Source organism: Afipia sp. GW822-FHT04G07 (assembly GCF_058800765.1).
Window position 1 is genome coordinate 656,926 of sequence record NZ_JBXAMP010000001.1, and the last position, 26,168, is coordinate 683,093.

A 26,168-nucleotide genomic window follows, 5' to 3' on the forward strand; every position below is an offset into this window, starting at 1 on the left:
CGGCCTCGCGGTCACCTTTAGCGGATTATACTGCGAATGGAAGTACCGAGATTTCGCATGTGCGTGAGCCTGTTTCGGGCGGCGGCAGGTGCTCTTTTCCGGCTCAGCACGGCCCGCTTCCCAGCCGAAAACGCAGACCTGCCTTTCGCGCGGGCGCTATACGGCAAATTGCGATTGAAACCGGGCCAGAAAATACCAAGATTTGGAAGGTCGCCATAATTGGATCGTTGGACATGCGTTGGATGGATCGTCTTTTGCGGTTTTTCCTGAGCCAGTTCATTCGGCGTGGTTCGATAACCTTCACGACGGCTGCGGGGGCCACCTTCACCTGCGGCGACGGCACCGGGCAGCCAATCGCGGTCAGATTTTTGACCCCCGAAGCCCAGCGCCACCTGCTGCTCGATCCCGAACTCGCGATCGGCGAAATCTACACCGACGGCGACTTCATTATTGAAAACGGTTCGATTGCCGATCTTCTCGCGGTCGCGCTCGATCAACCCGACATGGTGCCGCGCTGGTCGCGGGTCCGCTGGTGGCTTCGCTACCTGATCCGGCACTGGCAGCAGTTCAATCCGCCTGCCCGTTCCAAGCGCAACGTCGCCAGCCATTACGATCTGGACGGCCGGCTCTATCGCCTCTTCCTCGACGCGGACATGCAGTACAGCTGCGCCTACTTCGAGACGCCGGACTCCACGCTCGATGACGCGCAGCTTGCCAAGAAGCGCCACCTCGCCGCGAAGCTGCTGGTCAAACCAGGCCACCGTGTGCTCGACATCGGCTGCGGGTGGGGCGGCCTCGGGCTGTATCTCGCGGAAATGACCGGCGCGCATGTCACCGGCATCACCCTTTCCGAGGAACAGCTGGGAGTGGCCAACGCGCGCGCTGGCGAACTGAACCTGACCGACCGCGCGACATTCCGCCTGCAGGACTATCGCGACACGCCCGGCTCTTTCGACCGGATCATTTCGGTGGGCATGTTCGAGCATGTCGGCGTCGACTATTACGACACCTACTTCAAGCGCTGCGCAGAACTGCTCGGCGACGACGGCGTGATGATGCTGCATTCGATCGGGCGCTCGGAAGGGCCCGGCATCACCAACCCGTGGATCGCAAAATACATTTTCCCCGGCGGCTATATCCCGGCGGTGTCAGAGGTGCTGCCCGCGATCGAACGCGCCGGACTGCTGGTCGACGACATCGAAATCCTGCGGCTGCATTATGCCGAAACGCTGAAGGCCTGGCGCGAGCGCTTCCTCGCCCGGCGCGAAGAAGCTGCCAAACTTTATGACGAGCGCTTCGTCCGGATGTGGGAGTTCTATCTGGCGTCATCCGAGATGTCGTTCCGCAAGCAGAACGTCATGGTATTCCAGATCCAGCTCAGCAAGCGGCAGGGCGTGGTCCCGATCACCCGCGATTACATCGGCCGTGAGGAACAGCGGCTGCGCGAGGTCGAAGCCGCGAAACGCCCGATGCTGCGGATGGCCGGCGAGTAAGCGGACCCCACGATTGCTTCCCTCCCCGCGCCGTCGCCTTGCGATGCGAGCGCAGATACCGCGCTCGCATCATATTGGGGTTAGCCGGCCTTCTCGACCGCGGCGCCGCTGTCGGCCCAATCCTTGAAGCCGCCGGCGTTGTAGACTTGGCCATAACCCATATCCTTCAGCACCTTTCCGCTCAGCGCGGAACGGCCGCCGGAAGCGCAATAGACAATCACGGTCTTGTCCTTGGCGAAATTCTTGTCGTGGTAGGGCGAGTCCGGATCGGCGCGGAATTCCAGCATGCCGCGCGAAACGTTGACCGCGCCGGCGATCTTGCCGCTCTTTTCCACTTCGTTCGGATCGCGCACATCGATCACGAGGATGTTGCCCTTTGCGACCATCTCGCTCGCCTCGGCTGGCGTGATCTTCGGCACGGCCGCGTTGGCCTCACCCATCAACTGCTTCACACTGGTTGTCATGTCGCACCTCTTGTTGAAGGAAAACGATCACCCCAGATCCGGCTTCGCAGGTCAGGATCGCCGCAAGCGGCCGGAACGTAGGGTGAAACCAGCGGTAGCTCAATCCTCCACTCTGACGCACATTAACCACCGCAGCGATCATCGATTGCGACCGATCCATTGCCGGTGCAAGTTCGGTGCATGGCCCGGTGGCGGAAAGTTACGCGGGGGCGCCGCAAACGCTTCACATCCTGGTTCAAATCCAGGCTGGGCCTCCAAAATTCGCGAACCACGGAAAGGTGGCTGAGTGGCTTAAGGCACCGCTAACGCGGCACACGGGCGACCGTGTCGAAGGTTCGAATCCTGTCCCTTTCCTCCAAATTGTCGAATTGAAACCGCCGCTTCCTTGATTGGAGGCGGCGGTTGATCTTTGCGGCTCGTCATTTTCGCAACGGAACTCGCGCGCGGGTATACGCGGGGAAGTTTTGCAGGACGTGCGCAAAACGATCGCACCACGCAAAGCAAGCCTTCCCGGCCTTTTCTTTTCACCGTGAACAACGGGGAAAGTTTGGGTCGGGCATTTCGCTGGCGACTCTGAAAGTATTAGGTAGCAGTCCGCTTCGTGCGTCCGCCTGCCCAACTTTCATCCGAATAAAAGATCATTAAACGTCTATGGCCATTCCTGATTCGAACATTATCAAGCTCGCGCCGGAAGCCGGCTCGCCGGCCTACCGAACCGCGCCCCATAATATCGAGGCCGAACAGGGACTTCTCGGCGCCATTCTGGTCAACAACGACGCCTTCTACCGGGTTTCGGACTTCCTCGAGCCGAAACACTTCTACGAGCCGATCCATCAGCTCATTTTCGAGACCACGTCGAGCATCATCCGCGCCGGCAAGATCGCAACCCCGGTGACGCTGAAGACCTTCGTTCCGGCGGAAACCGATATCGGCGGCATGACGGTCGCGCAGTACCTTGCCCGCCTCGCCGCCGAAGCCACCACCATCATCAACGCGCAGGATTACGGACGGACCGTTTACGATCTGTCGATCCGGCGCGATCTCATCCGCGTCGGCGAGGACATGGTCAACGTCGCGTTCGACGCGCCGGTGGATTTCGCGCCGCGCGCGCAGATCGAGGACGCGGAAAAGAAGCTCTACGATCTCGCGGAGTCCGGCCGCTACGACGGCGGCTTCCAGAAGTTTTCGCAGGCGCTGACGGTTGCGGTCGATATGGCCGCTGCAGCCTACGGCCGCGACGGCAATCTGTCGGGCCTCTCGAGCGGTCTGCGTGAAATGGACGTCAAGATGGGCGGCCTGCAATCGTCCGATCTGATCATTCTTGCCGGCCGTCCGGCCATGGGCAAGACGGCGCTCGCGACCAACATCGCCTACAACGTCGCGCGGTCATGGCGCGGCGAAGTGCAGGCCGATGGTCAGATGAAATCGGTCAATGGCGGCATCGTCGGTTTCTTCTCGCTCGAAATGTCGGCGGAGCAGCTCGCCACCCGTATTCTGTCCGAGCGCACCGGCATCTCGTCGAGCTTGATCCGCCGCGGCGGTATCAGCGAGCGGGATTTCGATAAAATCCGCGACCATTCCATCGAGATGCAGAACCTGCCCTTCTACGTCGATGATGGCGGCGGCTTGTCGATCTCGCAGCTCACCGCACGCGCGCGGCGGCTGAAGCGACAGAAAGGTCTGGACCTGCTCATTATCGACTACATCCAGCTTCTGTCGGGCTCGGGCCGCAAGTCGGACAACCGCGTGCAGGAAATCACCGAAATCACCACCGGCCTGAAGGCGCTGGCCAAGGAATTGAACGTTCCCATCATCGCCCTGTCGCAGCTTTCGCGTCAGGTGGAGAACCGCGACGACAAGCGCCCGCAACTGTCCGACCTGCGTGAATCGGGATCGATCGAGCAGGACGCCGACGTCGTGCTGTTCGTGTACCGCGAGGAATACTATTTGCAGAGCAAGGAGCCGCGGATCGGCACGCCCGAGCACGAGAAGTGGCAGCTCGATATGTCGCTGGTCCACGGCAAGGCCGAGGTCATCATCGGCAAGCAGCGTCACGGCCCCACCGGCACCATCAATCTGCAATTCGACGCCAACGTCACGCGGTTCGGCGATCTCTCCCACGACGGACAGGTGCCCGAGCGATTTGGCAACTAAGCGATTTCGGGCGTCTGATAATGCTCGTAAAACCGGTGCCCACTTTTGCGGAATACGCGCTGGCACACGAGAGAGTGTGCTAAAGTCAGATAACGCTTTCGCCAATCACTCTCCGCATATCCTGACGCAGGCCAATGACTCCCGTTTCCGATCCGAAATCCATGACAGCCGACAGCACTGCTGCAAACGCCGCGAGTGCGACCGGCATCCTGACCATCGACCTCGACGCCATTGTCGCCAACTGGCGCAAGCTCAACAGCCAGGCCATCCCCGCGGATTGCGCAGCCGTTGTAAAAGCCGACGCCTATGGCTGCGGCATCGCTCGGGTCACCCGCGCGCTGGTCAAGGCAGGCTGCCGGACATTCTTCGTCGCCACGCTCGATGAAGCCCACGCCGCACGCGAGGTGACGCCGACCTCCGCCATCTACGTGCTCGACGGGTTTTTCCCGGGCTGCGGCGATCTGTATGCGAAGTACGACTGCCGCCCGGTGATCGGCGACGCCACCGAACTCGCGGAATGGGATGCATTCCGCCTGACCAGCGGCTGGGAAGGTCCCGCCGCGATCCACATCGACACCGGCATGAACCGTCTCGGATTCCGGGTCACCGAAGCGCAGGCGCTGGAGTCGCGCATCAAGAATGGCAACCACGGCTTTGCGCTGGTGATGAGCCACCTCGTCAGCGCCGAGGTTCTCGGCGACCCGATCAACGGGCGGCAGGTCGCGGCGTTCCGCGAGATCGCCTCGCTGTTTTCCGGCGTGCCCGCTTCGCTGTCCAATTCATCCGGCATCTTTCTCGGATCGCAATTCCATTTCGATCTGGTGCGGCCGGGCGCCGCGCTCTATGGCGTCAACCCGACGCCGGAAGCCGACACGCCGGTGCTGCCGGTGGTCGACCTCAAGGTGCGCGTGGCGCAAATTCGCAACATCGAAAAAGGCGAGAGCGTCGGTTACGGCGCCACGTGGACCGCGCGACAGCCGACGCGGCTTGCGATCGTCACCGCCGGTTATGCGGACGGATATTTTCGCGCGGCGGGCGGCGTCGACAATGTACGCAGCGCAGAAGCGATCGTGGCCGGCCAACGCTGCCCGATCGCCGGGCGCATCTCGATGGACCTGATGGCGATCGATGTCACGAGCCTGCCGCCCAATGCCATCCGCCGCGGCGGCATGGTGACGCTGATCGGCGAAGGCATCACCGTAGACGAACTCGCGCATCACTTCGGCACCATTGGCTACGAGGTGCTGACCAGCCTTGGGCGGCGCTACGCGCGCGTCTACAAGGGCGGCGAATAAGCAAGCGGCATGACACGATCATGCCCAACTCCAGGAAATAAACCGATGTCCGACGTGATGGATTTCAAACCCGGCGACTACAGATTCATCGTTGCGCCCGGCGGACCATTTTCAAGTGGCGTCACGCCTATGCCGGGCTTCGCGTTGCGCCGGGTGCGCTTCCTGCGTCCGGTCCCGATGGCGGACGGCTTTGCCTTCATCAAGAAACATCTCGAACGCGAAGGCCGGCCCGTCACCGCGCTGGCCGCGTGTGAACTGCGCTCGCCCGCCGCCGTGACCAGGGAGCAGTTTCAGATCTTCAACGCCGAATACCTGAAGACGCTGCATCAATGGGGATGCAAGGCCGGCGACATCAATCCGTTGGCGCGCAGCAACCTCGCGCCGATCACCGAGGTGTCCGCCGAGACCATGTTCTTTGCGTTTACCTACACTGTTCCGGACTCCGGCGCGTCTGGCGACTTCGTGATCTCCGGCTTTCCGGAGATTAAGGACGGCGCAGTCCTCGGCGGACGCGACGTGTCGTTGAAAGGGCTCGATCTGAAAGCACGCTTCGTCATGCAGACGCTGCGCGAACGTGTCGATGCGCTGGGCTGCGACTGGTCGAACGTGACCGCCGCGCAGGCCTATACCGTCCACGATATCCGGCCGCTGCTGGAAGGCGTGCTCGCCGAATACAAGGTGAGCCAGCTCGGCCTTGCCTGGTATCCGGCATGGCCGCCGGTGATCGGCATGGAGTTCGAGGTCGATGTCCGCTGCGTGCGGACCGAACTCGTGATCGACGCGCGATAGCGTCATCCGAAGGCACACGCTCTCGCATGCGCCTCCAGAGATAGACCGCAGCTACTGCACACTTCGCTTTTTCAGCACCATGTTGCCGATCAGCAGGAATTTCTGCGCGCGTTTCCCGTTGTCCACTTCTGTCGTGTAGATGTTGCCCTTGGAATCCAGCGCGAGATTGTGAATCCAGTGGAAGTCGCCGGCCATGCGGCCGTTGCGGCCAAAGCGTCCGACGATCTCGCCGCTGTCGCGCACCAGCGTGCGGACCTCGTTGTTGGCGCCGTCCGCATTGATGAGGAAAGTCTCGTCGGCGTCCGGCCAGATTTCGAGATCCCACACCGAACCGTTCGCCAGTGTCGCCTTCTCGACGAACATCTCCTTGACGAAACTGCCGTCCTTCTTGAACACCTGAATGCGGTTGTTCTGCCGGTCGCACACATACACCAGCCCGTCCTGCGCGATCCGCACGCAATGCACCGGATTGGCGAACTGCTGCGAAGGCGCTGCTGCGGGATCGAAAGGGCCGACCTTCTCGTCGGACGGCGGCTTGCCGTAAGCGCCCCACATCCGCTTGAACGCGCCGGTCTCCGAGTCGAACACAATGATGCGGTGATTGTAGTAGCCGTCCGCGACATAGAGTTCGTTGGCGGCGGCATCGACCGTCATGTTGGCCGGGCGCCCGAGCCGCGACGTGTCCTTGCTGTCGGTCTGCGGACCGGACTTGCCGATCTGCATGACGAACTTGCCGTCCCTGGTGAATTTCAGAATCTGTCCGTCGGTTTCGCCGTTACCCGCAAGCCAGACGAAGCCCTTCGCATCCACATAGATGCCGTGCTCGTTCAACGGCCAGTCGTAGCCGTCGCCCTTGCCGCCCCACGCCTTGATCAGCGTGCCGTCGGAATCGAACTCCATCACCGGAGGTGCTGCCACGCAGCACTTCGAGCGCGGCGGCGTGAAGCTTGCCGCCTTCTCGTCGTCGGTCAGCGTGCGCGGACGCTGCACCACCCACACATGATCCTGTGCATCGACGGCGACACCCGCCGCCTGCCCCATGATCCAGTTGTTCGGCAGCGGCTTCGGCCATTGCGCGTCGACCTGAAATTTCGGCGCGTCGGCGGCATGAACCGCGCTCGCAACAACAAGGCCGGCCAGTACAGCAATCCATTTCATGGCGTCACTCCCTTTTGCCGCGTCATGCCGCTGAGCCGGTCATGCGCGGTCGTTGTTTGATTTATCGAGTGGTGCAGACGACGAGCCGATGCCTCCCTTCAGTTCTGATGACCGGCGGAGGATAGGCGCATCCGGTGGTATCCCGCTATCGAAAGGCGACCGGAATTTTTGATTGACTTTTCGACCGAAATATCGAACAAAAGAAGAACAAAATCCGCCAGATTCTCAGGACCCCTCAATGGCCCGCGCCGCAGTTCTCTCGTTCGTCTGCCAGAATTGCGGGGCTGCCCATAACAAGTGGCAGGGCAAGTGCGAGTCTTGCAGCGAGTGGAACTCGCTGTCGGAAGAAGACCCGACCGGCGCGATCTCCGTTCCCGCCAACCTGCGCGCCAAGCGCAAGGGCCGTCTGTTCAAACTCGAGACACTGACCGGGGCCAGCCCCTCGCCACCGCGCCTGCCATCGGGCATGGCGGAATTCGATCGTGTCACCGGCGGCGGCTTCGTGCGCGGCTCGGTGCTGCTGATGGCCGGCGACCCCGGCATCGGCAAATCGACATTACTCACGCAGGCCACCAGCCTTCTCGCACGCGCAGGACATCGCGCGGTTTATATCTCCGGCGAAGAAGCCGTCGGCCAGGTGCGGCTGCGCGCGGAACGTCTCGGTCTTGCGGACGCCGCCGTGCAACTCGCGGCCGAAACCTCGGTCGAGGACATCATCGCCACGCTGTCCGAAGGCGCGCCTCCCCGCCTCGTGGTGATCGACTCGATTCAAACCATGTGGACCGACACCGTCGAATCCGCGCCCGGCACCGTGACGCAGGTTCGCGCCTCGGCGCAGGCACTTATTCGATTCGCCAAGAAGTCCGGCGCGGCGCTCATTCTGGTCGGTCACGTCACCAAAGACGGCCAGATTGCTGGCCCGCGCGTGGTCGAGCACATGGTCGACGCGGTGCTGAGCTTTGAGGGCGAAGGCTCGCAGCAATTCAGAATCCTGCGCGCGGTAAAGAACCGTTTCGGCCCCACCGACGAGATCGGCGTGTTCGAGATGACGGGTCTTGGCCTGCGCGAAGTGTCGAATCCGTCCGAACTGTTCCTGTCGGAGCGCGATCTCGGCAGTCCCGGCACCGCCGTGTTCGCCGGCATCGAGGGAACGCGTCCGGTGCTGGTGGAACTGCAGGCGCTGGTCGTCCCGACCACGCTCGGCACGCCGCGGCGCGCGGTGGTCGGTTGGGATTCGAGCCGCCTTTCGATGGTGCTGGCAGTGCTGGAAGCCCATTGCGGCGTCAAGCTGTCGGGCTACGACGTCTACTTCAATGTCGCCGGCGGACTGCGCATCAACGAGCCAGCCGCCGATGTCGCCGCCGCAGCCGCATTGGTGTCGTCGCTGGTCAACGCGCCGCTGCCGGTCGATGCGGTCTATTTCGGCGAAATCTCGCTGTCAGGCGCGGTGCGTCCGGTGGCGCAGACCTCCGCCCGGCTCAAGGAAGCCGCCAAGCTCGGCTTCGGCCGTGCCATGCTGCCCGAGGCCGCGCGGGGCGAAAGCGGCGGCAGTGATGCTGGCATGTCCCTCTCCAGCGTCGGTTCGCTCACTTCGCTGGTCGCAGACATTGCCGCAAGGGGCCGCAAAGCCACAGCGTCGGGGAAATCTGCCGCAGAGGGCCGATTCAAGCCCGAAGACGACTAAACGCGACGTGACGCTCGCATGACCGGACGCTATATAACCCGCGCCCGGCCAACAGTTCGCAAGACGTTTCAGCCCCGGCGATAGGGTCCGTTAACTGCAACGGGCGATCATCGGGAGCCATGCTCTTTTGGCGTTGATGTCCGGGGGTTTGCGGGTTCCCGGCCCTTGCGGGACGTGCCATATGGCCGTCAGCTATCCGGGCGCACGACGACCCGATTCGCGGTTTTGAAACTGAAAGCGGACCCGACCAGCCGATGCCGATAACGCTTCTCGACATTATCGTTCTTGCCGTGATGCTGTTGTCGGGCCTTCTGGCGATGATCCGCGGCTTCATGCGCGAAATCCTGTCGATCGCCGCATGGGGTGCCGCCGCCCTCACCACGCTCTACGCCTACAACAAGCTGCTGCCGACCGCGAAAACCTACTTCAACAACGACACCGTCGCGGCCATCGCCGTGGTGGCCGGTGTGTTCATCCTCACGCTGATCGTGGTCTCGATCATCACGGTGCGCATCTCCGACATGATCCTGGATTCGCGGATCGGCGCGCTCGACCGCACGCTCGGCTTCCTGTTCGGGCTCGCCCGCGGCTTGCTGATCATGGTTGTGGCGTTTCTTTTCTTCGCCTGGCTGGTCCCGGACAAACAACAGCCCGAATGGGTACGTAACGCCAAGTCGCGGGTGATGTTGCAGGGAACCGGCGATTGGCTGATGTCACTCTTGCCGGATGACCCCGAGAACACCATCTTGAAGAGGTTCAAGAAAAAGGGCGACGAGGAGCAGACCGATGCTGCTCCCGAACCGCGCACGACGGCAACGGTGGGGAACGACGGCGGGTATGGAAAATCGGCCCGTGACGGGCTGAAGCAGCTGATCGAAGGCAAAGCCGCAGGCCGCTAGGCTCCGTCTAGTATCCTGTCTCACACAAGGGCGCGGTGGACATATGAAAAACCCCTCTGGCGATGCGAGCACCCCGCCCCAAAAACCCGACTACGACCTGGATTGGGATCTCGACAAGGATCTGAACGGCGACACGCTCCGCGAGGAATGCGGCGTGTTCGGCATCTTCGGTCATCCCGACGCCGCCGCCATCACCGCGCTCGGTCTTCACGCCCTCCAGCATCGCGGCCAGGAAGCCGCAGGCATCGTCTCCTTCGACGGCGGCCGCTTCCATTCCGAACGACGGCTCGGCCTCGTCGGCGACACCTTCTCCCGCGCTGAAGTCATCGCGCGCCTCCCCGGCAATACCGCCGTCGGCCACGTCCGCTACTCCACCACCGGCGGAACCATTTTGCGCAACGTGCAGCCGCTGTTCGCCGAACTGAACGCCGGCGGATTCGCCGTCGCCCACAACGGTAACCTCACCAACGGTCTCACCCTTCGGCGTGAACTCGTCCGCCACGGCGCGATGATGCAGTCGACCACCGACACCGAGGTGATCCTGCATCTGGTCGCGCAGTCCAAGCGCGGCCGTTTCATCGAGCGCTACATCGAAGCCCTGCGCGCCATCGAGGGCGCCTATGCGCTGGTCTCGCTCACCAACAAGAAGCTGATCGGCGCGCGCGATCCGCTCGGCATCCGCCCGCTGGTGCTGGGTGAACTCGACGGCTGTCCCATTCTCGCGTCGGAAACCTGCGCGCTCGACATCATCGGCGCGCGGTACCTGCGCGACATCGAGCCCGGCGAAGTCATCGTGTTCGACGAACAAGGCAAGGAAAGCCACAAGCCGTTCCCGCCGCAGCCGCCCCGCCCCTGCATCTTCGAATACATCTATTTCGCACGACCCGATTCCATCGTCGGCGGCCGCTCGGTTTATGAAGTCCGCAAGGCGTTCGGCGCACAGCTTGCGCGCGAGAGCCACGTCGATGTGGATGTCGTGGTGCCGGTACCGGATTCCGGCGTTCCCGCCGCGGTCGGTTACAGCCAGCACTCCGGCGTGCCGTTCGAACTCGGCATCATCCGCAATCACTATGTCGGCCGCACCTTCATCCAGCCGACGCAGAGCGTGCGCGAACTCGGCGTGCGCATGAAGCATTCGGCGAACCGCGCCGCCATCGAAGGCAAGCGGATTATCCTGATCGACGATTCACTGGTGCGCGGCACCACCTCCAAGAAGATCGTGCGCATGATGCGCGATGCCGGCGCGAAGGAAGTGCATTTCCGCCTCGCCTCGCCACCGATCGTGCATCCCGATTACTATGGCATCGACCTGCCGGACCGCGGCGGGCTTCTCGCTGCGACCCATACGCTGGAAGAAATGCGCGACATCATCGGCGCGGATTCGCTGGCGTTCCTGTCGATCGACGGCATGTACCGCGCCATGGGCGAGCCGGCGCGCGACCCGGCCAATCCGAAGTTCTCGGATCACTGCTTCACCGGCGCCTACCCCACGCATCTCACCGATCAGACCCAGGTCGAACCGCAGCCAAGGCAATTGTCGCTGCTGGCGGAAGCGAGCTAAATCCGGAAACTCTCGCGGATACGCCGGTTGCAACGGAAGCGTTCGCGCGAGTCACACCGTGGCGCTCGTAGAGCGCACCAACCTGATGGCCTCGAGGCCACAGCAGTCCCTCGCTACAAATCCCGCGCCATGAACTGCGCGTCGTCGCTATAGCTGCGCAATTTCTCCGCCAGCGACGGCTCTGCGATCACGCTGAAGCCCTGACGCTGCCAGAACCCGATCGATCCATTCACGGCGATCAGCGACATGGTCGGCAATCCCGCAGCGCGGGCACAGGTCGCCAGCGCTGCAACCACGTCAGCCCCCGCACCCGCTCCCCTGAGGTCAGGTGCAAGCGCGAGATCGTGGATATAGAAGGTCGAAGGTTTCGGCGGCAGCCCGCCGAGCAGCATGTTCAGCGCAGGCGGCTCGCGATACCGCCAGGGATGACTGACCACATAGGCCGCGATGCGCGCGCCCTGTTCGAATACCCGGCAGCCGTCGGGATACAACGCCAAGCGTTCGGCGAAGACTGCGGCATCCTCCGGATAGGCCGGATGAACGCGCGCGGCGACGGCGCCGACCGCCGCGAGGTCGCGGTCTTTCATGTGACGCCATTGTCCGGCGGATGGATCGTCCGGGCTCATGGCCGCCGTTTATCATGAAGACCCCGCTCGTCGCCAGCACGCTACTGGTGATGAGCCGTGCCCGTCATGGCCAGCTTGTCCTGGCTATTTCGTTCAAGCAGACACAGCAACCTGAAGTATCGACCCGGCAACGTTGGTGGATGTCCGCGTCAGCGTCGTGCAACTTTCAAACGGCCGGCTACAGGCGGCAGCATGGGCCGAATGACGAGCCGATCGAGATCGTTGCGGTTTTGCGGTTCGACAAACTTGACTGCGAAGCCATCGGGCAAAAGCCTGACCACGCGGCCAACGCAGGCGCCAACGGCCAGCGGCGTTCCGATCTCGGGCTGCAGCTGAGCGGAGATCGCCGCACCAGAGACCGACATGTCGATGACAAAGCACTCATGAATGTTGCCGTCGGCCAGTGTCAACGTCGAATGCGGACTTTCCGGGATGATGCGCGCACCCTTCCTGTCGTCGGGAATGCTGGGATCTTTCTGCTTCTTTTCCAGCCACGTGAGCTTGTCCGCGAGCTTCTCGCGCATCGACTGGATCATCTCCAGTTCGACCAGAAAGCCGCCGGTAATGGTGTCGCTGATCCGGCCATCGAACCTGCCAAAATCGCGGAAGTATGACGTGAGGCGATCGCCTACCTTGCCGACCACCGGCACCTCGACCATCATCCGGAAGGGTGAAATGCGGGTTGTCCGGCACGCGAAGGTGCGGGGCTGCCCCTGCGGATCGAACCAGTTTGCAAGCGTATAATTTCCGCCGACTGCAATCTTGACGGTGCGCTGCTGGAGAAATTCTTTGACCGACACGATGGGATCCCTCGAATGACGGTAATCCCTACGCCTTAGTATGCGTTGTTTTACGAAGGAATAACGCGTGGGGCGCGTCTTTTCCTGCGGTTATCAAGGGTTTGGGAATTTGCGCTCAATTTGAGATAAATTGCGAACAAGCTGACGGCTCAGGCGCCCATGCCCGCCTGTTGAGAGAGGCGGATCGCCCCGCAGGCCTTGGCAATAGGCAGCCCGCACGGGTTTATTCATACGCATCATTATGCGATAGCAGCCCCTCACCCGGCGCGCCGTTGTCGCGCCAGACCACCCTCTTTCCGCAAGCGGAGTGAGGAAAACTCAGGCCGTTTTCCATGACCAAATCCCTCACCTCCCGCATCGCTCTCGTCACCGGCGCATCGCGCGGCATCGGCTACGCCACGGCGCGGGCGCTGGCGCGGGCCGGCGCGCATGTCGTGGCCGTGGCGCGGACCCAGGGCGGCCTCGAAGAACTCGACGACGCCATCCGCAAGGACGGCGGCACCGCAACGCTGGTGCCGCTGAGCATCACGGATAGCGACGGCATCGCCCGTCTTGGTGCGGCGCTGCACGAACGCCACGGCAAGCTCGACATCCTCATCGGCAACGCCGGCGTCGCGGGCACATCGACGCCGCTCGGTCACCTCGATCCCAAACTCTGGGACACTGCGATGGCGGTCAACGTGACCGCGAATTTCCAGTTGATCCGCTGCATGGAGCCGCTGCTGCAAAAATCCGACGCCGGACGCGCGGTGTTCATCACCTCCGGCATCGCTCACAAGGCGACCGCCTACATGGGGCCTTATGCTGCCTCCAAGGCGGCGCTCGATGCGCTGGTGCGGGTGTGGGCTAATGAGACCGCGACGACGCCGCTTCGCGTCAATCTGTTCAGTCCGGGACCGATCCGCACCCGTATGCGCGCCACCGTGATGCCGGGTGAGGACCCGATGATCCTCGATACGCCCGAACAGGTCGCCGAACTCATCGTGCCGATGTGCGCGCCGTCATGGACCGAGACGGGCAAGTGTTTTGACTACCCCTCGAAGAAGCTGATGCAATTTCAGTCACCGTTGACCTGAACGGCAGCACTCCGTTTGCGGCAATCAAAAGCCGCCAGTTTCACAAAGCGAAACTGGCGGCCAGACCCCCAGCCGAATGGGGTCACCGTCCAAAAACTGGAGTAAATGGACGGCGCGTAATCATCAGCAATATTCGCGCCAACGCAACCGGTGAGAAGGTCGCACAACAGCGCGCCCGCGACGGGCCGATTGACACATAATTGTCGTCCTGCTCCCTTTGCGAAAGCCAGCACGAAGAGGCGGGCAATGGAGGGGACACAATGAAATCAGGATTTATAAAATCGGGTTTGCTTGCAGGACTGACCGTGGCCGGATTCGCGCTGGCAACGTCGTCGGCATTTGCAGGCGACCCGAGCGGGACATGGCTGCGTGACACCGGCGCTTCGCGCGTCAAGATCGGACCGTGCGGCGGCGGCGCATATTGCGGATCGCTCGTCTGGCTCAAGCCCGGTGTCGAGACACCCGCAAAAGTCGGTCAGCGCATTTTCTACGACATGAAACCGGACGGCACGGATGCGTGGAAAGGCTCCGCGTTCAATCCGGAAGACGGCAAGACCTATTCCGGCAAGATGTCTCTCTCGGGCAGCACGCTGACGACAGCGGGATGCGCCATGGGCGGAATGATCTGCAAGTCGACCACGTGGACGCGGGCGAACTGATTCTCCGCATGAAGCCGGCGTTTTCAGCTACAGGAATACCGGTCACATCATTCACGCCGGCCTGAACCGTCACTTCAGCGCGTTCTGATTTCTCGCGCGACGGCAAAACACTTAAAGCCCGGCTTCGCGCCGGGCTTTTTGCTTTTGACCCGCTTGAACAGGGTTGCGTGCAAGGAATCGTCCGCGCCTACGACGGACGCCTGCGCTTGTGCGCGAACGGATTGACCTTCTCGCGCAACGTGATGCGGATCGGCGTACCGGGCAATTCGAAGAACCCGCGCAGGCTGTTGACGAGATAGCGCAGATAGGATTCCGGAACGGCGTCGGCGCGCGAACAGAACACCACGAAGCTTGGCGGCCGCGCCTTGGTCTGTGTGATGTAATTGAGCTTGAGCCGCCGCCCCGACACCGCCGGCGGCGGATTGTTCTCGATGGCCTGCTCGAACCAGCGATTGAGCGACGCCGTCGAGGCGCGCCTGTTCCAGACCGCATAAGCGTCCTGGATCGCGGTCATCAGCCGGTCGATGCCCTCGCCCATCATGCCCGAGACCGCCACCACCGGCATCCCCTTCACCTGCGGCAGCAAGTGATCGGCATCTTCGCGCAGCTTCGCGATCTGGCTCGGCGCGCGGTCCATCAAATCCCATTTGTTGACGGCGATCACGATGGCACGGCCTTCGCGCTCGATCAGGTCCGCGAGCCGCAGATCCTGCTCCTCGAACTTGTTCTGCGAATCCATCATCAGCACGACGACTTCGGCGAACCGCACGGCGCGCAGCGCATCGGAGACGGACAGCTTTTCCAGCTTGTCCTCGATGCGCGAGCGGCGGCGCAGGCCGGCGGTATCGAACACACGAAACTCGCGGCCGTTCCATGTGACATCGACGGCGATCGAATCCCGCGTCGTCCCGGCCTCAGCGCTTGTCAGCAGACGTTCTTCACCGAGCAGATGGTTGATCAGCGTCGACTTGCCCGCGTTGGGCCGTCCGAGAACCGCGACACGGATCGGACGGGTGGACAGGGTTTCATCGTCGCCATCGACGTTCTCGAACGTGTCCGGATCGTCTTCTTCATCGTCCGTATCGACCGGCTCCGGCATCAGAACGCGCAGCGCGTCGTAGAGATCGCTGAGGCCTTCACCATGCTCTGCGGAAATCGGAATCGGATCGCCGAGCCCGAGCGCATAAGCCTCCATCGCTCCGGCTTCGCCGGCCTTGCCTTCGCTCTTGTTGGCGACGAGCACCACCGGCTTGTTGGCGCGCCGCGCGAAATCGGCAAAGGCGCGATCGTTCGGCGTCAGGCCTGCGCGCGCGTCGATCACGAACATCAGCGCATCGGCCAACGCGATGGCCGTCTCGGTCTGCTCCTGCATCCGCGCGGTCAGCGAGCCCTTCGGGCCTTCATCAAGGCCTGCGGTATCGATGAGGGTGAATTCGAGGTCGCCGAGACGCCCGTCGCCTTCACGCCGGTCACGCGTCACGCCCGGCTGATCGTCGACAAGCGCGAGCTTCTGCCCAACCAGGCGGTTGAACAGCGTCGATTTGCCGACGTTCGGCCGGCCAATGATCGCGATAGTGAAAGGCATGTCTGATCCGTTCGCCCTTAGCGGGCAAAGCCCCCGCTCGGCAGCGGAGCCGGGAACGGAGATGAGGATTGCTGCTGCGGTGGCGGCGCAGCCTGGCGAGGCTGAGCCTGCTGCGGCTGCGAATCCGGCGGCGGCGCGGTGATGCTCGTCCGCTTGCGTTTGGCTGGCGGTGGCGCCGGAGGGGCGGCGGCGACGCCTTCATCGGACTCCGGTGCGGCGTCCGGTTCGGCTGGTGCTGCCGCCGGGGCGGAACGCGCAGCGGATTTCGGGCTCGACTTTCGCGATCTTGCTTTCGGCTCAGGCGCCGGCGGCGGAGTTTCGGCGACCGGGGGCTGATCCGGCTGCTGCTGCGCGCCTCGGTAGAGATCCTTCGGCACGCCCTGCTCGACGCCGGGAACGCCTTCGGGGAAAACGGGCTTGCGGTCGCCGGGCAGCTTCTTCTTGGTATCGAACCAATCCATCATGTCGGTCGGGTCGAAGCTGCTGCTGGAGCAGCCCACAAGCGCGAGTGAAATCGCTGCGAGAACGGTGGCGGCAATCAGGCGTTGCGGGCGGCGCATCGGTGTCTCGCTCAGCTTTTCGCTGCGGGTGGCAGCAAGGCCTGCAGCGCCTCGGCGCGGCTGCGCATGCTGGGCGGCGTGCGCGCATCGTTGCCGATCATGTCCAGCCACTGCCGCGCAGCGGGCGCGTCGTTGGTGCGATAGGCCGACAGCGCCAGAAGTTCGCGCGCGGTGTGGCGATAGGTCCGTCCCTCGCCAGCGGCCGGCTCAAGGCGCTTGAGCATGGCCGCGTAGGGCTCGGTCTCCATCAGCAGTCCCGCCGCGCGAATACGCGCGAGATCCTGCTCCGTCGCCGAAACGCTGGCGTCGGCGACAATGGCGTCATAGAGCTTCGCGGCGGCCTGCGGATCGCGTGTGGCGGCCTGCGCAGCGGCGCGCAGCCGCGCCAGCCCGCGATAACCCTTCGATCCATCGACGGCGATTTTGGCAAAGGCAGCCTCGGCTTCGGCGCTCTTGCCCTGCTCGGACAATGCGACCGCCGCCTCGAACGCCGACCCGGCCTCGGCGGCTTTCTTCGCCTCAAGATACTGGTAGCCGCGCCAGCCGCCGACGGCGGCGACGATCAGAATCGCGGCGCCCACGATCAGGAACGAATAACGCTCCCAAAGCTGCTTGAGCTTTTCGCGGCGCAAGTCCTCATCGATTTCATTAAATATTTCAGACACTTATACGTCCCGCCCACCATGTTTTTGAAAATCTGTGAAGCGCCATCAGCCGCGCAGCCTGCGCGGCGTCCCCGATATGATGGCGGCGATACAGTACCGGTATGGCGACCGCAAGGCAAAGCCAGCCGGATCAGAGCGTTAACACTGATCGGTCCCGGTTTTGGCGGCAGCGGCCAGCCCGGCATCAAGGCCGTGCCGTTGGGGTGGCACGCCGGTTGGCGCCGATAAAGGTCCACGCCCGGACCGCATATCGGACGGCGTGCAGCCATAGCGTTTGCGGAACGCCCGATTGAAATACGAGACATCGTTGAAGCCGCATGTCGCCGCGATGGCGCTGACGGAATGAATGCGAGCGTCAGGGTCGGTCAGCATCCGGCAGACGTTCTGGAGGCGAGTTTCCAGAACGTAGGCGGTGAATTTCGTCCCTTCGGCCGCGAAGAGCTTCCGGACATAGCTTGAGGAGATGCCCTGCTGGGCAGCGATGTCGGCGAGACACAAATCCGGATTGGCGATCTGGTCGAGAATATAGGACTTGATCGCGTTTATTCTTGGAGCCCGATCGATCGAAAAATAGCCGTCCATGCGACACCCATCCCCGCAACGGGGCGAAATCGCCCCCAAAGGTGGGTCGCCGGGCGGTCAGAACCGGTTCAAATCAACTCATACGAGTGGTCGGATTAAATTGCCCGCGAGGCCTTCGAGACGAGGCAAAGGCCCCCATGCGGTGGTTGAATATAGCACTGTCTTTTCAAGCGCTTCCGGCGAAAAAATGATCCCGCGATGACGTATTTTGTTGCTTCGCGAGCGCCCACTCACTACAAGACGCTCATTGGAGACACCATGGCCCACAACTTCTCGATCAACGACGACGTTCATCACCAAAGCCAGGGACCGCAAGGCCGCGCCGACAAGGTCCGGTCCGACGTCTATACCATCATCGGCCGCATGCCGATCGAGGCCGACGGGCGTCTGCGATACCGCATCCGAAGCAAGACAGAGAATATCGAGCGGATCGTGACTGAAGAACAGCTCAGCCGCCCTTCGTAAGCTCGCCTTTCTCAATTCGAAATCACGCATAAAGCCCGGCCCTCGCGCCGGGCTTTATGCCGTCTGCATCTGTCCTGCGCCGTCTCAGGCTTTCGGCTTGATGCCGTAGACATGCTCCGGCCCCGGAAACGCGCGGGACCGAACGTCCTTCGCGTACTCCTGAATAGCCTGCTCGATGCCCGGCCCGAGATTGCCGAAGCGCTTGACGAATTTCGGCACCCACGGCGACAGGCCGAGCATGTCTTCGAGCACCAGCACCTGGCCATCGCACGCGGCACTTGCGCCGATGCCGATTGTCGGAACGGAGACAATTTCGGTGATGCGGCGCGCCAGCGGTTCAGCCACCGCTTCCACGACCATCGAGAACGCACCGGCCTGCGCCACCGCCTTCGCGTCGTCCTGAAACGGACCGCTGCCGTTTTCGCCCGCAGCGATCTTGATGGCTTCGTCCCTGCCCTGCGACTTGAAGCTGCCGAGCGTGTTGATCGACTGCGGCGTGAGACCGATGTGGCCCATCACCGGAATGCCGCGCGTGGTCAGAAACTCGATGGTCTCCGCCATGCGCACGCCGCCTTCCATTTTCACGGCGCCGCAATGGGTTTCCTTCATCACGCGCGCGGCGGAATGAAACGCCTGCTCCTTCGAGGCCTCATAGGACCCGAACGGCATATCGACCACGACCAGCGCCTGCTTCGACCCGCGCATCACCGCGTGACCTTGCAGGATCATCATATCGAGAGTGACCGGAACGGTGGTCTCGAAACCGTGCATCACGTTGCCGAGCGAGTCGCCCACAAGAATGATGTCGCAATACTGATCCACCAGCGCCGCCGTATGCGCGTGATACGACGTCAGCATCACGATCGGCTCGCCGCCCTTGCGCTTGAAAATGTCTGGCGCGGTTTTGCGTTTCACCGCTGTCTGTACGGACATGTCTTAAACTCCAATCACAGGGACGCCGATCACGAGAGGATGGAATGCGAACGCCAGCGCGGCGTAGACCACGACGCCGACCGCGACCGCGATCAGATCGTTGCCGACTCCGCCGACAGGAATCGGCGGCGCGCCGGGATCCTCGCGTCGCTTCAGGGAAATGCGGTCGTACACGGCCCATGCGAGAACGGACCCGAACAGAATGATCGAGCCGAGGTCGCCGTTCGCCAGAAGGTGCAGCAGCGCCCAGAGCTTCACGCCGGCCAGCATCGGATGTTTCAGCGTGGTGTAGATGCGCCCGCGAATGTAGGACGCCACCACCATGATGACCGCGGGCAGCATCAGCGCCAGCGCGATGTGCCGCATGGCAACCGGCGGATGCCAGACATTGATCCAGCCCGTCGCGCGATAGGCGCTAAAGCCCCAGACGATTAGCGCAAGCCCCGCGAACGAGATCAGCGTGTAGAAAATCTTGTAACCGCTCTCGCCCAGCCGCGCGATCACGGCCGCGCGCGGACCGCGCAATGTGGTCAGCGTATGGACGCCTAGAAACAGCGCCAGTCCCGCGATCAGGATCAACAAGCCCATGGTGCCACTCTCCCCGCTGTCCCGCAGGTAACGGCTTTTTCGAAGCGTTTCCAACCGCGCGCCGGTCCTGCTAGGGTTCGTCCGCGCTGTGCCCCGGTATCATTTTTAGGGTGCGGCGCGCAATGCCGCTTCCGCATTGCAACCCCGCTCCAATCCTTCCCAGCCTCATGAAATCTCTTGCAATTGCCGGATTGACGCTGTCCCTCGCGGCAGCCATGCCCGCGAACGTCCAGGCCGCGGACCCGGTCTGGCCGCCCAAAGTCGTGAAAATCGTGGTGCCCTATGCGCCCGGTTCGACGCCCGATCTGGTGGGCCGGATCGTCGCCGACGATCTTCAGGCCCGCCATCCCGGCGCGAGTTTCATCGTCGAGAACAAGCCCGGCGCGGGCGGCAATATCGGAACGGACGCTGTCGCCAAGTCAGCGCCAGACGGCGCGACATTCGGCGTCAGCCTCGGCGGCCCGCTCGCCATTAACACGCTGCTGTTCTCGAAGCTGCCTTACGATCCGTCCAGGGACATCGCGCCGGTGACCATGCTGACATCGCTGCCAAGCGTGCTGGTGGTGCCTGCGAGCCTGAATGTCAGCACCGTCGCGGAATTCATCGCCGCATTGAAACGCGACGGCGCAAAACTCGCGTTCGGTTCGATCGGGGCCGGTTCGCTGTCGCATCTCACGATGGAAGCCGTCGCGCAGCGCGCAGGCGCGTCCATGATTCATATTCCCTACGGCGGATCGCCGCAGGCTGTCACTGCCGTGATCCGCGGCGACGTGCAGGCTGCGTGCCTGCCCGCCATCGCGGTGACGCCGCAGCTCGCGAGCGGTCAGGTCAAAATTCTCGCGGTCGCGACCGCACAGCGCTCACGCTTCCTGCCGAACGTGCCGACACTGAAAGAATCCGGCATCGATGTGGAGTCCGACGCATGGAACGCGCTGATCGCGCCAGCCGGCACGCCGCCCGCGATTATCGCGCAGATCAACGATGAGGTGCATGACGCGCTGACCCGGCCGAGCGTGCGCGAGCGGCTTGAAACGCAGATGATCGAGCCGACACCCTCAACCCCGGCAGCCTTGCGCGCGCGCATGGACGCCGAGATTAGGCTGTGGTCCGATGTCATCAAGCGCGGCGACATCCGGATCAACTAGACAGCGACGGGAGCAACGCGCAATGACAGAAGATAAAACCACCGTCGCCTTCGAGCGCAGCCACAACATCGTCATCGCAGCACCCGCGAAGGCGGTTTTTGATTACGTCACCAATCCGCAATCATGGCCGGAATGGCTGGCGGCGTCGCACCACATCGACAGCGCCAATCGCCCACTTGAGACCGGCGAACTGTTTCACGAGAAATGGCACATCCGTTCCGGCGAAGTCTCGCTGAACTGGATCGTGCGCGCCGCCGTTTCTCCGAAGCTCTGGATCGTGCAGGCCGAAACCGACTTCATCGGCCCGATCGTCGTGCAGTACACCTGCGAGGACGTGAGCGGCGGCACAAAGTTTACCCGCACCTTGCGCAACCCGGCGCGCAAGAAGCTTCCGACCGACGAGCAGATCGCGGCAATGGACGCGGAGGCCGCAGTGGGCTTGGGAAATATCAAGGCTAATGTGGAGAAGCAAACGGGCTCAACGCCTCACGCGTAACAACGCAGCAGGATGTTGAGCAAAGGAGTGTGGGTCGCAGGGCTCCGCAAAGGTTCAAGGCTGCTGCGGCGGGCTGTCCGGCTTGCGCGGGCGATTATCGACGTAACGGATCATGATCGGCTGCCCGACAATGGCATTGCTGAATCCCTTTGTCAGCGCAAATGGGACGCAAGCATCGAGCGACGCGGTGATCGAACTGAAATAGACATCGCGTGTATGCGCCGACACTCCGCCTGTTACATACGTCATGCGAGGCGGTCCAATCAGGCGCCCATCCCGCTTGAGGGAGAACCTGACCGACATCTCCGTTCCTTCGCTCGCCTCATCTGACGACGGCGGCATCCAGCAGGCACGAAGGGCCGTGAACAAATCCTCGATGGTGTTCAGGTCGCGATCAGGCTTGATGTAGTTTGCGGCGTCCTTTTGGCCCGGCTTGCTGAGGACCGTGAGTTGCAACGTATCGCCGAGAAAGTAACCCGCCCTGGGGACGCACGGGCCATAACGGATCGAATTGCAGAAGGAGCGCGATTCACGCAGTCCGCTCGGTCTTATGCCGCTCAATGGACGTGAAATCTGCGAAGCGCCGCTGCGCTGATTGTCCAAAGCAAAGCTTGCCTCTGCCCGGAACATGGCCGCCGCAAACATGAACGCAACCCATGCGCATCGTGACATGCAGGCCTCAACGGCAATTGCGACTTCACGCCTTCTTCTTCACGTCCTTGATGCTCGAGAACACGATGCCCTCGGCGCGCTCGCGGGTGTAATCGAGATAAAACTGGTTCTTGGCGAGGAACACCGGATCGCCGTCGACGTCGTCGGCCACGCCGGAGCCGTTGGCTGAGACGAATGTCTCGAGCTTCTTGCGATCCTCCGACGAAATCCAGCGCGCGAGCTGGAATTCGCTGACCTCGAAATCCACCGGCAACGAGTATTCCGCGTCGAGCCGCGCCTTCAGCACATCGAGCTGCAACGAGCCGACCACGCCGACCAGCGCGGGCGCGCCGTCGCGCGGACGGAACACCTGCACGACGCCCTCCTCCGACATCTGCTGCAAGGCTTCCTTCAGCTTCTTGGCCTTCATCGCGTCGGTCAGGCGAACGCGGCGCAGGATTTCCGGCGCGAACGACGGCACGCCGACGAAATTAAGGTCCTCGCCTTCGGTCAGCGTGTCGCCGATCCGCAGCGTGCCATGATTGGGAATGCCGACCACGTCGCCGGCAAAGGCTTCGTCCGCGATAGCGCGGTCCTGCGCGAAGAAGAACTGCGGCGACGACAGGCTCATGTTCTTGCCGGTACGCACCAGCTTGGCCTTCATGCCGCGCGTCAGCTTGCCCGAGCACAGCCGCGCGAACGCGATGCGGTCGCGATGGTTCGGGTCCATGTTCGCCTGAATCTTGAAGACAAAGGCGCTCATCTTCGGATCGTCGGCTTTGACCTTGCGCTTGTCGGCGTCCTGCGCGCGCGGCGACGGCGCAAAACGGCCAAGACCTTCCAGCAGATCACCGACGCCAAAATTGCGCAGCGCGCTGCCGAAATAGACCGGCGTCATGTGGCCCTCGCGGAACGACTGCAGGTCGAACGGCTTCGAGGCTTCCTTCACCAGTTCGAGTTCGTCGGCGATCACGCCGGCATCGAGATTGGCATTGCGTCCGGCCAAATCGGAAATCTCGATCTTCTCGGCCGCGCCGGTCTTGGCGCCGCCGCCCTCCAGCAGACGGATGCCACCGGTTTCGATGTCATAGGTGCCCATGAAGTCGCGGCCGCGGCCCACCGGCCAGTTGATCGGCGTGGTGTCGAGCGCCAGCGTCTTCTCGATCTCGTCGAGCAGATCGAATACGTCGCGGCTCTCGCGGTCCATCTTGTTGACGAAGGTGATGATCGGGATGTCGCGCAGACGGCAAACCTCGATCAGCTTCAGCGTGCGCGCCTCGATGCCCTTCGCCGCGTCGATCACCATGACGGCGGAATCGACCGCAGTCAGCGTGCGATAGGTGTCTTCCGAGAAGTCCTCATGGCCCGGCGTGTCGAGCAGGTTGAACACGAGGTTCTGAAACTCGAAGGTCATCACGGACGTGACGACGGAGATGCCGCGGTCGCGCTCGATCTTCATCCAGTCGGAGCGCGTGTTGCGCCGTTCGCCCTTGGCCTTGACCTGCCCCGCGAGATTGATTGCGCCGCCGAACAGGAGCAGCTTTTCGGTCAGCGTGGTCTTGCCGGCGTCGGGATGGGAGATAATCGCGAACGTGCGACGACGCGCCACTTCTTCGGCAAGCGGCGTGAGCGGCGGCGACTCGGCGGCGATGGCGGTGTCGGACATGATGGCGAGCGTGTGGCAGGGAAACGCGGCAGGATCAAGGGAGATTCAGAAGTCCATGCACTTGCATCCTTCAATGACTTGAGCCATATTCAAATCGCGAGGACGGCCTCGTTTCACAGACATATCCGCAGGGACGGCCCTGCTATGGAGGTTCTAAGCCATGGCTTGGACAATGCTGTTCGTTGCGGGTTTGCTTGAAATTGGCTGGGCCATCGGCCTGAAATACACCGATGGTTTCACGAAACTGATGCCGACCGTACTGACCGTCGGCAGCATGATCGCGAGCGTCGCCCTGCTCGGCCTCTCGCTCAAGACCTTGCCTGTCGGCACTGCTTACGCGGTCTGGACCGGCATCGGCACGGTGGGAACCGCCCTGCTCGGCATCTGGCTGCTGGGCGAACCGGCCGCCGTTGTAAGGCTCGTCTGCATCGGACTGATCGTGGCGGGAATCATCGGCCTCAAGGTCGTCGCGTAACGCCCAACGCGCGTCAGCGCCAGCCAGCCAGCGTCACCGCATAGTAGGTCGCGGCGGCGACCAGCGCCGCGGCCGGGATCGTGAAGATCCACGCCCACACAATGGAGCTCGCCACGTTCCAGCGTACGGCGGAGGCGCGGCGGGCCGTGCCGACGCCGACGATGGCGCCGGTGATGGTGTGCGTGGTGGACACCGGCACGCCGAGCCACGTCGCCATGAACAGCGTCACCGCTCCGCCGGTCTCCGCACAGAATCCCTGCATCGGATTGAGCTTGGTGATGCGCAGCCCCATGGTGCGTACGATGCGCCAGCCGCCCATCAGTGTGCCTAGCGCCATCGCCGCCTGACACGACAGCACCACCCAGAACGGCACACTGAATTCGGAGCCGAGATGGCCCTGCGAGTACAGCAGCACCGCGATGATCCCCATGGTCTTCTGCGCGTCGTTGCCGCCGTGACCGAGCGAATACATCGAAGCCGAAACGAACTGCAGAATCCGGAACGCGCGATCGACGGCGAACGGCGTCGACCGCACCGAGGCCCATGACACGATGGCCGTCAGCACCAGCGCCAGCAGAAAGCCGACCAGCGGCGACAGCACGATGGCAAGCAGCGTCTTCGACAGGCCGCCCCACACGGCGACCGAAAGTCCGGCCTTGGCCATGCCCGCGCCGAGCAATCCGCCGATCAGCGCGTGAGAACTGCTGGAGGGCATGCCGAGCCCCCAGGTCACCAGATTCCAGACGATCGCACCGATCAGCGCGGCAAAAATCACCTGCGCGTCGATCACCTCGGGGTGAATGATGCCGGTGCCGATAGTCTGCGCGACGTGAAGGCCGAATACCGCGAACGCAATGAAGTTGAAGAACGCCGCCCACGCCACCGCGTATTGCGGACGCAGCACACGGGTCGACACGATTGTCGCGATGGAGTTGGCGGCGTCGTGCAACCCGTTCAGAAAATCGAACAGCAGCGCGACGATGATCAACCCGACCAGGATTGGGAAAGCGAGCGAGGCGTCCACTGTGCGATCCTGACCTTAAACTTGTTCGATCACGATGCTGTTGATTTCGTTCGCCACGTCGTCGAAGCGATCGGCGACCTTTTCCAGATGCTTGTAGATTTCAGCGCCGACCACGAAGTCCATCGTGTTGCCGTCGCGGTGCTTGATGAACAGTTCCTTGAGACCGATGTCGTTCAGGTCGTCGACGCGGCCTTCCAGCCGCGTGATTTCCTCGGTCAGCGCCGTCAGCGTCGTGACGTTCTCGCCCATCGCCTGCATCAGCGGCAACGCGCGGCCGACGAGGTTTGCGCACTGCACGAGAATGCTGCCGATCTCGCGCATCGGCGGCTCGAAAATCCGCACCTCGAACAGCATGACGGCCTTCGCCGTCTGCTGCATCTGGTCGATCGCGTCGTCCATCGCGGTGATCAGGTTCTTGATGTCGCCGCGATCGAACGGCGTGATGAAAGTCCGCCGTACCGCCGTGAGCACTTCACGGGTGATCTGATCGGCGTCGTTCTCGAACTGATTGACGCGCTGGCAATAGACCGGCGTTTCCTCGCCGCCGCGCAACATCCCTTCGAGCGCCTCCGCACCCAGCACGACCGATTGGGAGTGCCGGGCGAACAGATCGAAGAACCGTTCCTCCCTCGGTAGCAACCTACGAAACCAGCCAAGCATCATCGTTCTCCGGCA

At 62.8% G+C, this 26,168-nt stretch carries 27 protein-coding genes and 2 tRNA genes; 15 read left to right on the forward strand and 14 right to left on the reverse strand.

Translation table 11 applies throughout. The features are described from left to right. Window positions 1-233 precede the first annotated feature (233 nt). Entirely contained in the window at window positions 234-1,493 is a 1,260-nt protein-coding gene (locus AC1RKJ_RS03165) for a cyclopropane fatty acid synthase (protein ID WP_492789445.1), read from the forward strand. Between the two features lie 80 nt (window positions 1,494-1,573). Here the strand turns inward: AC1RKJ_RS03165 and AC1RKJ_RS03170 are convergent, their stop codons facing one another. Further along, on the reverse strand, window positions 1,574-1,957 hold the full coding sequence (locus AC1RKJ_RS03170) for a rhodanese-like domain-containing protein (RefSeq protein ID WP_492789446.1): 384 nt from the start codon (window positions 1,955-1,957) through the stop codon (window positions 1,574-1,576). A gap of 182 nt (window positions 1,958-2,139) precedes the next feature. On the opposite strand from AC1RKJ_RS03170, the gene AC1RKJ_RS03175 reads away from it, so the two are divergent. From AC1RKJ_RS03175 to cnbZ, 5 genes are all read left to right on the forward strand, one after another. Further along, window positions 2,140-2,214: transfer RNA gene (locus tag AC1RKJ_RS03175), tRNA-Cys, on the forward strand. Window positions 2,215-2,229: 15 nt separating this feature from the next. Next, window positions 2,230-2,315 (forward strand) — tRNA-OTHER (locus AC1RKJ_RS03180). A 293-nt stretch (window positions 2,316-2,608) separates the two neighbouring features. Further along, window positions 2,609-4,111, forward strand: coding sequence for a replicative DNA helicase (locus tag AC1RKJ_RS03185; protein WP_492789447.1), 1,503 nt, complete (start codon window positions 2,609-2,611; stop codon window positions 4,109-4,111). A 134-nt stretch (window positions 4,112-4,245) separates the two neighbouring features. Beyond that, complete coding sequence (gene alr, locus AC1RKJ_RS03190) at window positions 4,246-5,406, forward strand: alanine racemase (RefSeq protein WP_492789448.1); 1,161 nt, start codon at window positions 4,246-4,248, stop codon at window positions 5,404-5,406. 45 nt (window positions 5,407-5,451) lie between these two features. After that, complete coding sequence (gene cnbZ, locus AC1RKJ_RS03195; protein WP_492789449.1) at window positions 5,452-6,195, forward strand: 2-amino-5-chloromuconate deaminase CnbZ; 744 nt, start codon at window positions 5,452-5,454, stop codon at window positions 6,193-6,195. Window positions 6,196-6,246: 51 nt separating this feature from the next. Here cnbZ and AC1RKJ_RS03200 read toward each other — a convergent pair whose 3' ends face one another. After that, window positions 6,247-7,353 (reverse strand): NHL repeat-containing protein, encoded by a 1,107-nt coding sequence (locus tag AC1RKJ_RS03200; RefSeq protein ID WP_492789450.1) that lies wholly within the window; start codon window positions 7,351-7,353, stop codon window positions 6,247-6,249. Between the two features lie 238 nt (window positions 7,354-7,591). Here AC1RKJ_RS03200 and radA point away from each other — a divergent pair, with 238 nt between their 5' ends. From radA to purF, 3 genes are all read left to right on the forward strand, one after another. Then, entirely contained in the window at window positions 7,592-9,037 is a 1,446-nt protein-coding gene (gene radA, locus AC1RKJ_RS03205) for a DNA repair protein RadA (protein WP_492789451.1), read from the forward strand. 254 nt (window positions 9,038-9,291) lie between these two features. Then, on the forward strand, window positions 9,292-9,936 hold the full coding sequence (locus AC1RKJ_RS03210; RefSeq protein ID WP_492789452.1) for a CvpA family protein: 645 nt from the start codon (window positions 9,292-9,294) through the stop codon (window positions 9,934-9,936). A gap of 43 nt (window positions 9,937-9,979) precedes the next feature. After that, entirely contained in the window at window positions 9,980-11,497 is a 1,518-nt protein-coding gene (gene purF / locus AC1RKJ_RS03215; RefSeq protein WP_492789453.1) for an amidophosphoribosyltransferase, read from the forward strand. A gap of 113 nt (window positions 11,498-11,610) precedes the next feature. Here the strand turns inward: purF and AC1RKJ_RS03220 are convergent, their stop codons facing one another. Both AC1RKJ_RS03220 and AC1RKJ_RS03225 read right to left on the reverse strand, forming a co-directional pair. Then, window positions 11,611-12,123: a GNAT family N-acetyltransferase gene (locus tag AC1RKJ_RS03220; RefSeq protein ID WP_492789454.1), complete on the reverse strand. Its 513-nt coding sequence runs from the start codon at window positions 12,121-12,123 to the stop codon at window positions 11,611-11,613. Window positions 12,124-12,272: 149 nt separating this feature from the next. Continuing rightward, window positions 12,273-12,923 carry a PilZ domain-containing protein gene (locus AC1RKJ_RS03225; protein ID WP_492789455.1) on the reverse strand — a complete coding sequence of 217 codons (651 nt, stop codon included), beginning with the start codon at window positions 12,921-12,923 and terminating at the stop codon, window positions 12,273-12,275. A 332-nt stretch (window positions 12,924-13,255) separates the two neighbouring features. Here AC1RKJ_RS03225 and AC1RKJ_RS03230 point away from each other — a divergent pair, with 332 nt between their 5' ends. Next, window positions 13,256-13,999: an SDR family NAD(P)-dependent oxidoreductase gene (locus tag AC1RKJ_RS03230; RefSeq protein WP_492789457.1), complete on the forward strand. Its 744-nt coding sequence runs from the start codon at window positions 13,256-13,258 to the stop codon at window positions 13,997-13,999. 260 nt (window positions 14,000-14,259) lie between these two features. Then, the gene (locus AC1RKJ_RS03235) at window positions 14,260-14,658 is read left to right on the forward strand and encodes a DUF2147 domain-containing protein (RefSeq protein ID WP_492789459.1); all 399 of its coding nucleotides are present in this window, start codon (window positions 14,260-14,262) and stop codon (window positions 14,656-14,658) included. Window positions 14,659-14,845: 187 nt separating this feature from the next. Here the strand turns inward: AC1RKJ_RS03235 and der are convergent, their stop codons facing one another. The 4 genes from der to AC1RKJ_RS03255 all read right to left on the reverse strand — a co-directional run bounded on the left by der (window position 14,846) and on the right by AC1RKJ_RS03255 (window position 18,050). Next, window positions 14,846-16,243 (reverse strand): ribosome biogenesis GTPase Der, encoded by a 1,398-nt coding sequence (der, locus tag AC1RKJ_RS03240; RefSeq protein WP_492789462.1) that lies wholly within the window; start codon window positions 16,241-16,243, stop codon window positions 14,846-14,848. 17 nt (window positions 16,244-16,260) lie between these two features. Further along, complete coding sequence (locus AC1RKJ_RS03245) at window positions 16,261-16,803, reverse strand: hypothetical protein (protein ID WP_492789464.1); 543 nt, start codon at window positions 16,801-16,803, stop codon at window positions 16,261-16,263. A gap of 11 nt (window positions 16,804-16,814) precedes the next feature. Further along, window positions 16,815-17,468 (reverse strand): tetratricopeptide repeat protein, encoded by a 654-nt coding sequence (locus AC1RKJ_RS03250; protein WP_492789465.1) that lies wholly within the window; start codon window positions 17,466-17,468, stop codon window positions 16,815-16,817. A gap of 138 nt (window positions 17,469-17,606) precedes the next feature. Then, the gene (locus AC1RKJ_RS03255; protein ID WP_492789467.1) at window positions 17,607-18,050 is read right to left on the reverse strand and encodes a helix-turn-helix transcriptional regulator; all 444 of its coding nucleotides are present in this window, start codon (window positions 18,048-18,050) and stop codon (window positions 17,607-17,609) included. A gap of 198 nt (window positions 18,051-18,248) precedes the next feature. Here AC1RKJ_RS03255 and AC1RKJ_RS03260 point away from each other — a divergent pair, with 198 nt between their 5' ends. Next, the gene (locus AC1RKJ_RS03260; protein WP_492789468.1) at window positions 18,249-18,515 is read left to right on the forward strand and encodes a hypothetical protein; all 267 of its coding nucleotides are present in this window, start codon (window positions 18,249-18,251) and stop codon (window positions 18,513-18,515) included. 84 nt (window positions 18,516-18,599) lie between these two features. Here AC1RKJ_RS03260 and panB read toward each other — a convergent pair whose 3' ends face one another. Both panB and AC1RKJ_RS03270 read right to left on the reverse strand, forming a co-directional pair. Then, window positions 18,600-19,448 carry a 3-methyl-2-oxobutanoate hydroxymethyltransferase gene (gene panB, locus AC1RKJ_RS03265; protein WP_492789470.1) on the reverse strand — a complete coding sequence of 283 codons (849 nt, stop codon included), beginning with the start codon at window positions 19,446-19,448 and terminating at the stop codon, window positions 18,600-18,602. A 3-nt stretch (window positions 19,449-19,451) separates the two neighbouring features. Further along, window positions 19,452-20,036: an NnrU family protein gene (locus AC1RKJ_RS03270; protein ID WP_492789472.1), complete on the reverse strand. Its 585-nt coding sequence runs from the start codon at window positions 20,034-20,036 to the stop codon at window positions 19,452-19,454. Window positions 20,037-20,203: 167 nt separating this feature from the next. Between AC1RKJ_RS03270 and AC1RKJ_RS03275 the strand changes: the two genes are divergently transcribed. Next, complete coding sequence (locus AC1RKJ_RS03275) at window positions 20,204-21,181, forward strand: Bug family tripartite tricarboxylate transporter substrate binding protein (protein WP_492789475.1); 978 nt, start codon at window positions 20,204-20,206, stop codon at window positions 21,179-21,181. Between the two features lie 22 nt (window positions 21,182-21,203). Continuing rightward, a complete protein-coding gene (locus AC1RKJ_RS03280; RefSeq protein ID WP_492789478.1) occupies window positions 21,204-21,677 on the forward strand; it encodes an SRPBCC family protein in 474 nt (157 codons plus the stop codon). A gap of 54 nt (window positions 21,678-21,731) precedes the next feature. On the opposite strand, the gene AC1RKJ_RS03285 is transcribed toward AC1RKJ_RS03280, so the two are convergent. Next, a complete protein-coding gene (locus AC1RKJ_RS03285) occupies window positions 21,732-22,133 on the reverse strand; it encodes a UCP034077 family protein (protein WP_492789480.1) in 402 nt (133 codons plus the stop codon). A 241-nt stretch (window positions 22,134-22,374) separates the two neighbouring features. Continuing rightward, complete coding sequence (locus AC1RKJ_RS03290; RefSeq protein ID WP_492789482.1) at window positions 22,375-23,994, reverse strand: peptide chain release factor 3; 1,620 nt, start codon at window positions 23,992-23,994, stop codon at window positions 22,375-22,377. 160 nt (window positions 23,995-24,154) lie between these two features. Between AC1RKJ_RS03290 and sugE the strand changes: the two genes are divergently transcribed. Further along, a complete protein-coding gene (sugE, locus tag AC1RKJ_RS03295) occupies window positions 24,155-24,469 on the forward strand; it encodes a quaternary ammonium compound efflux SMR transporter SugE (RefSeq protein ID WP_492789485.1) in 315 nt (104 codons plus the stop codon). A 13-nt stretch (window positions 24,470-24,482) separates the two neighbouring features. Here the strand turns inward: sugE and AC1RKJ_RS03300 are convergent, their stop codons facing one another. Both AC1RKJ_RS03300 and AC1RKJ_RS03305 read right to left on the reverse strand, forming a co-directional pair. Next, the gene (locus AC1RKJ_RS03300) at window positions 24,483-25,493 is read right to left on the reverse strand and encodes an inorganic phosphate transporter (RefSeq protein WP_492789487.1); all 1,011 of its coding nucleotides are present in this window, start codon (window positions 25,491-25,493) and stop codon (window positions 24,483-24,485) included. 15 nt (window positions 25,494-25,508) lie between these two features. Beyond that, window positions 25,509-26,153: a DUF47 domain-containing protein gene (locus AC1RKJ_RS03305; protein WP_492792630.1), complete on the reverse strand. Its 645-nt coding sequence runs from the start codon at window positions 26,151-26,153 to the stop codon at window positions 25,509-25,511. Window positions 26,154-26,168 lie beyond the last annotated feature (15 nt).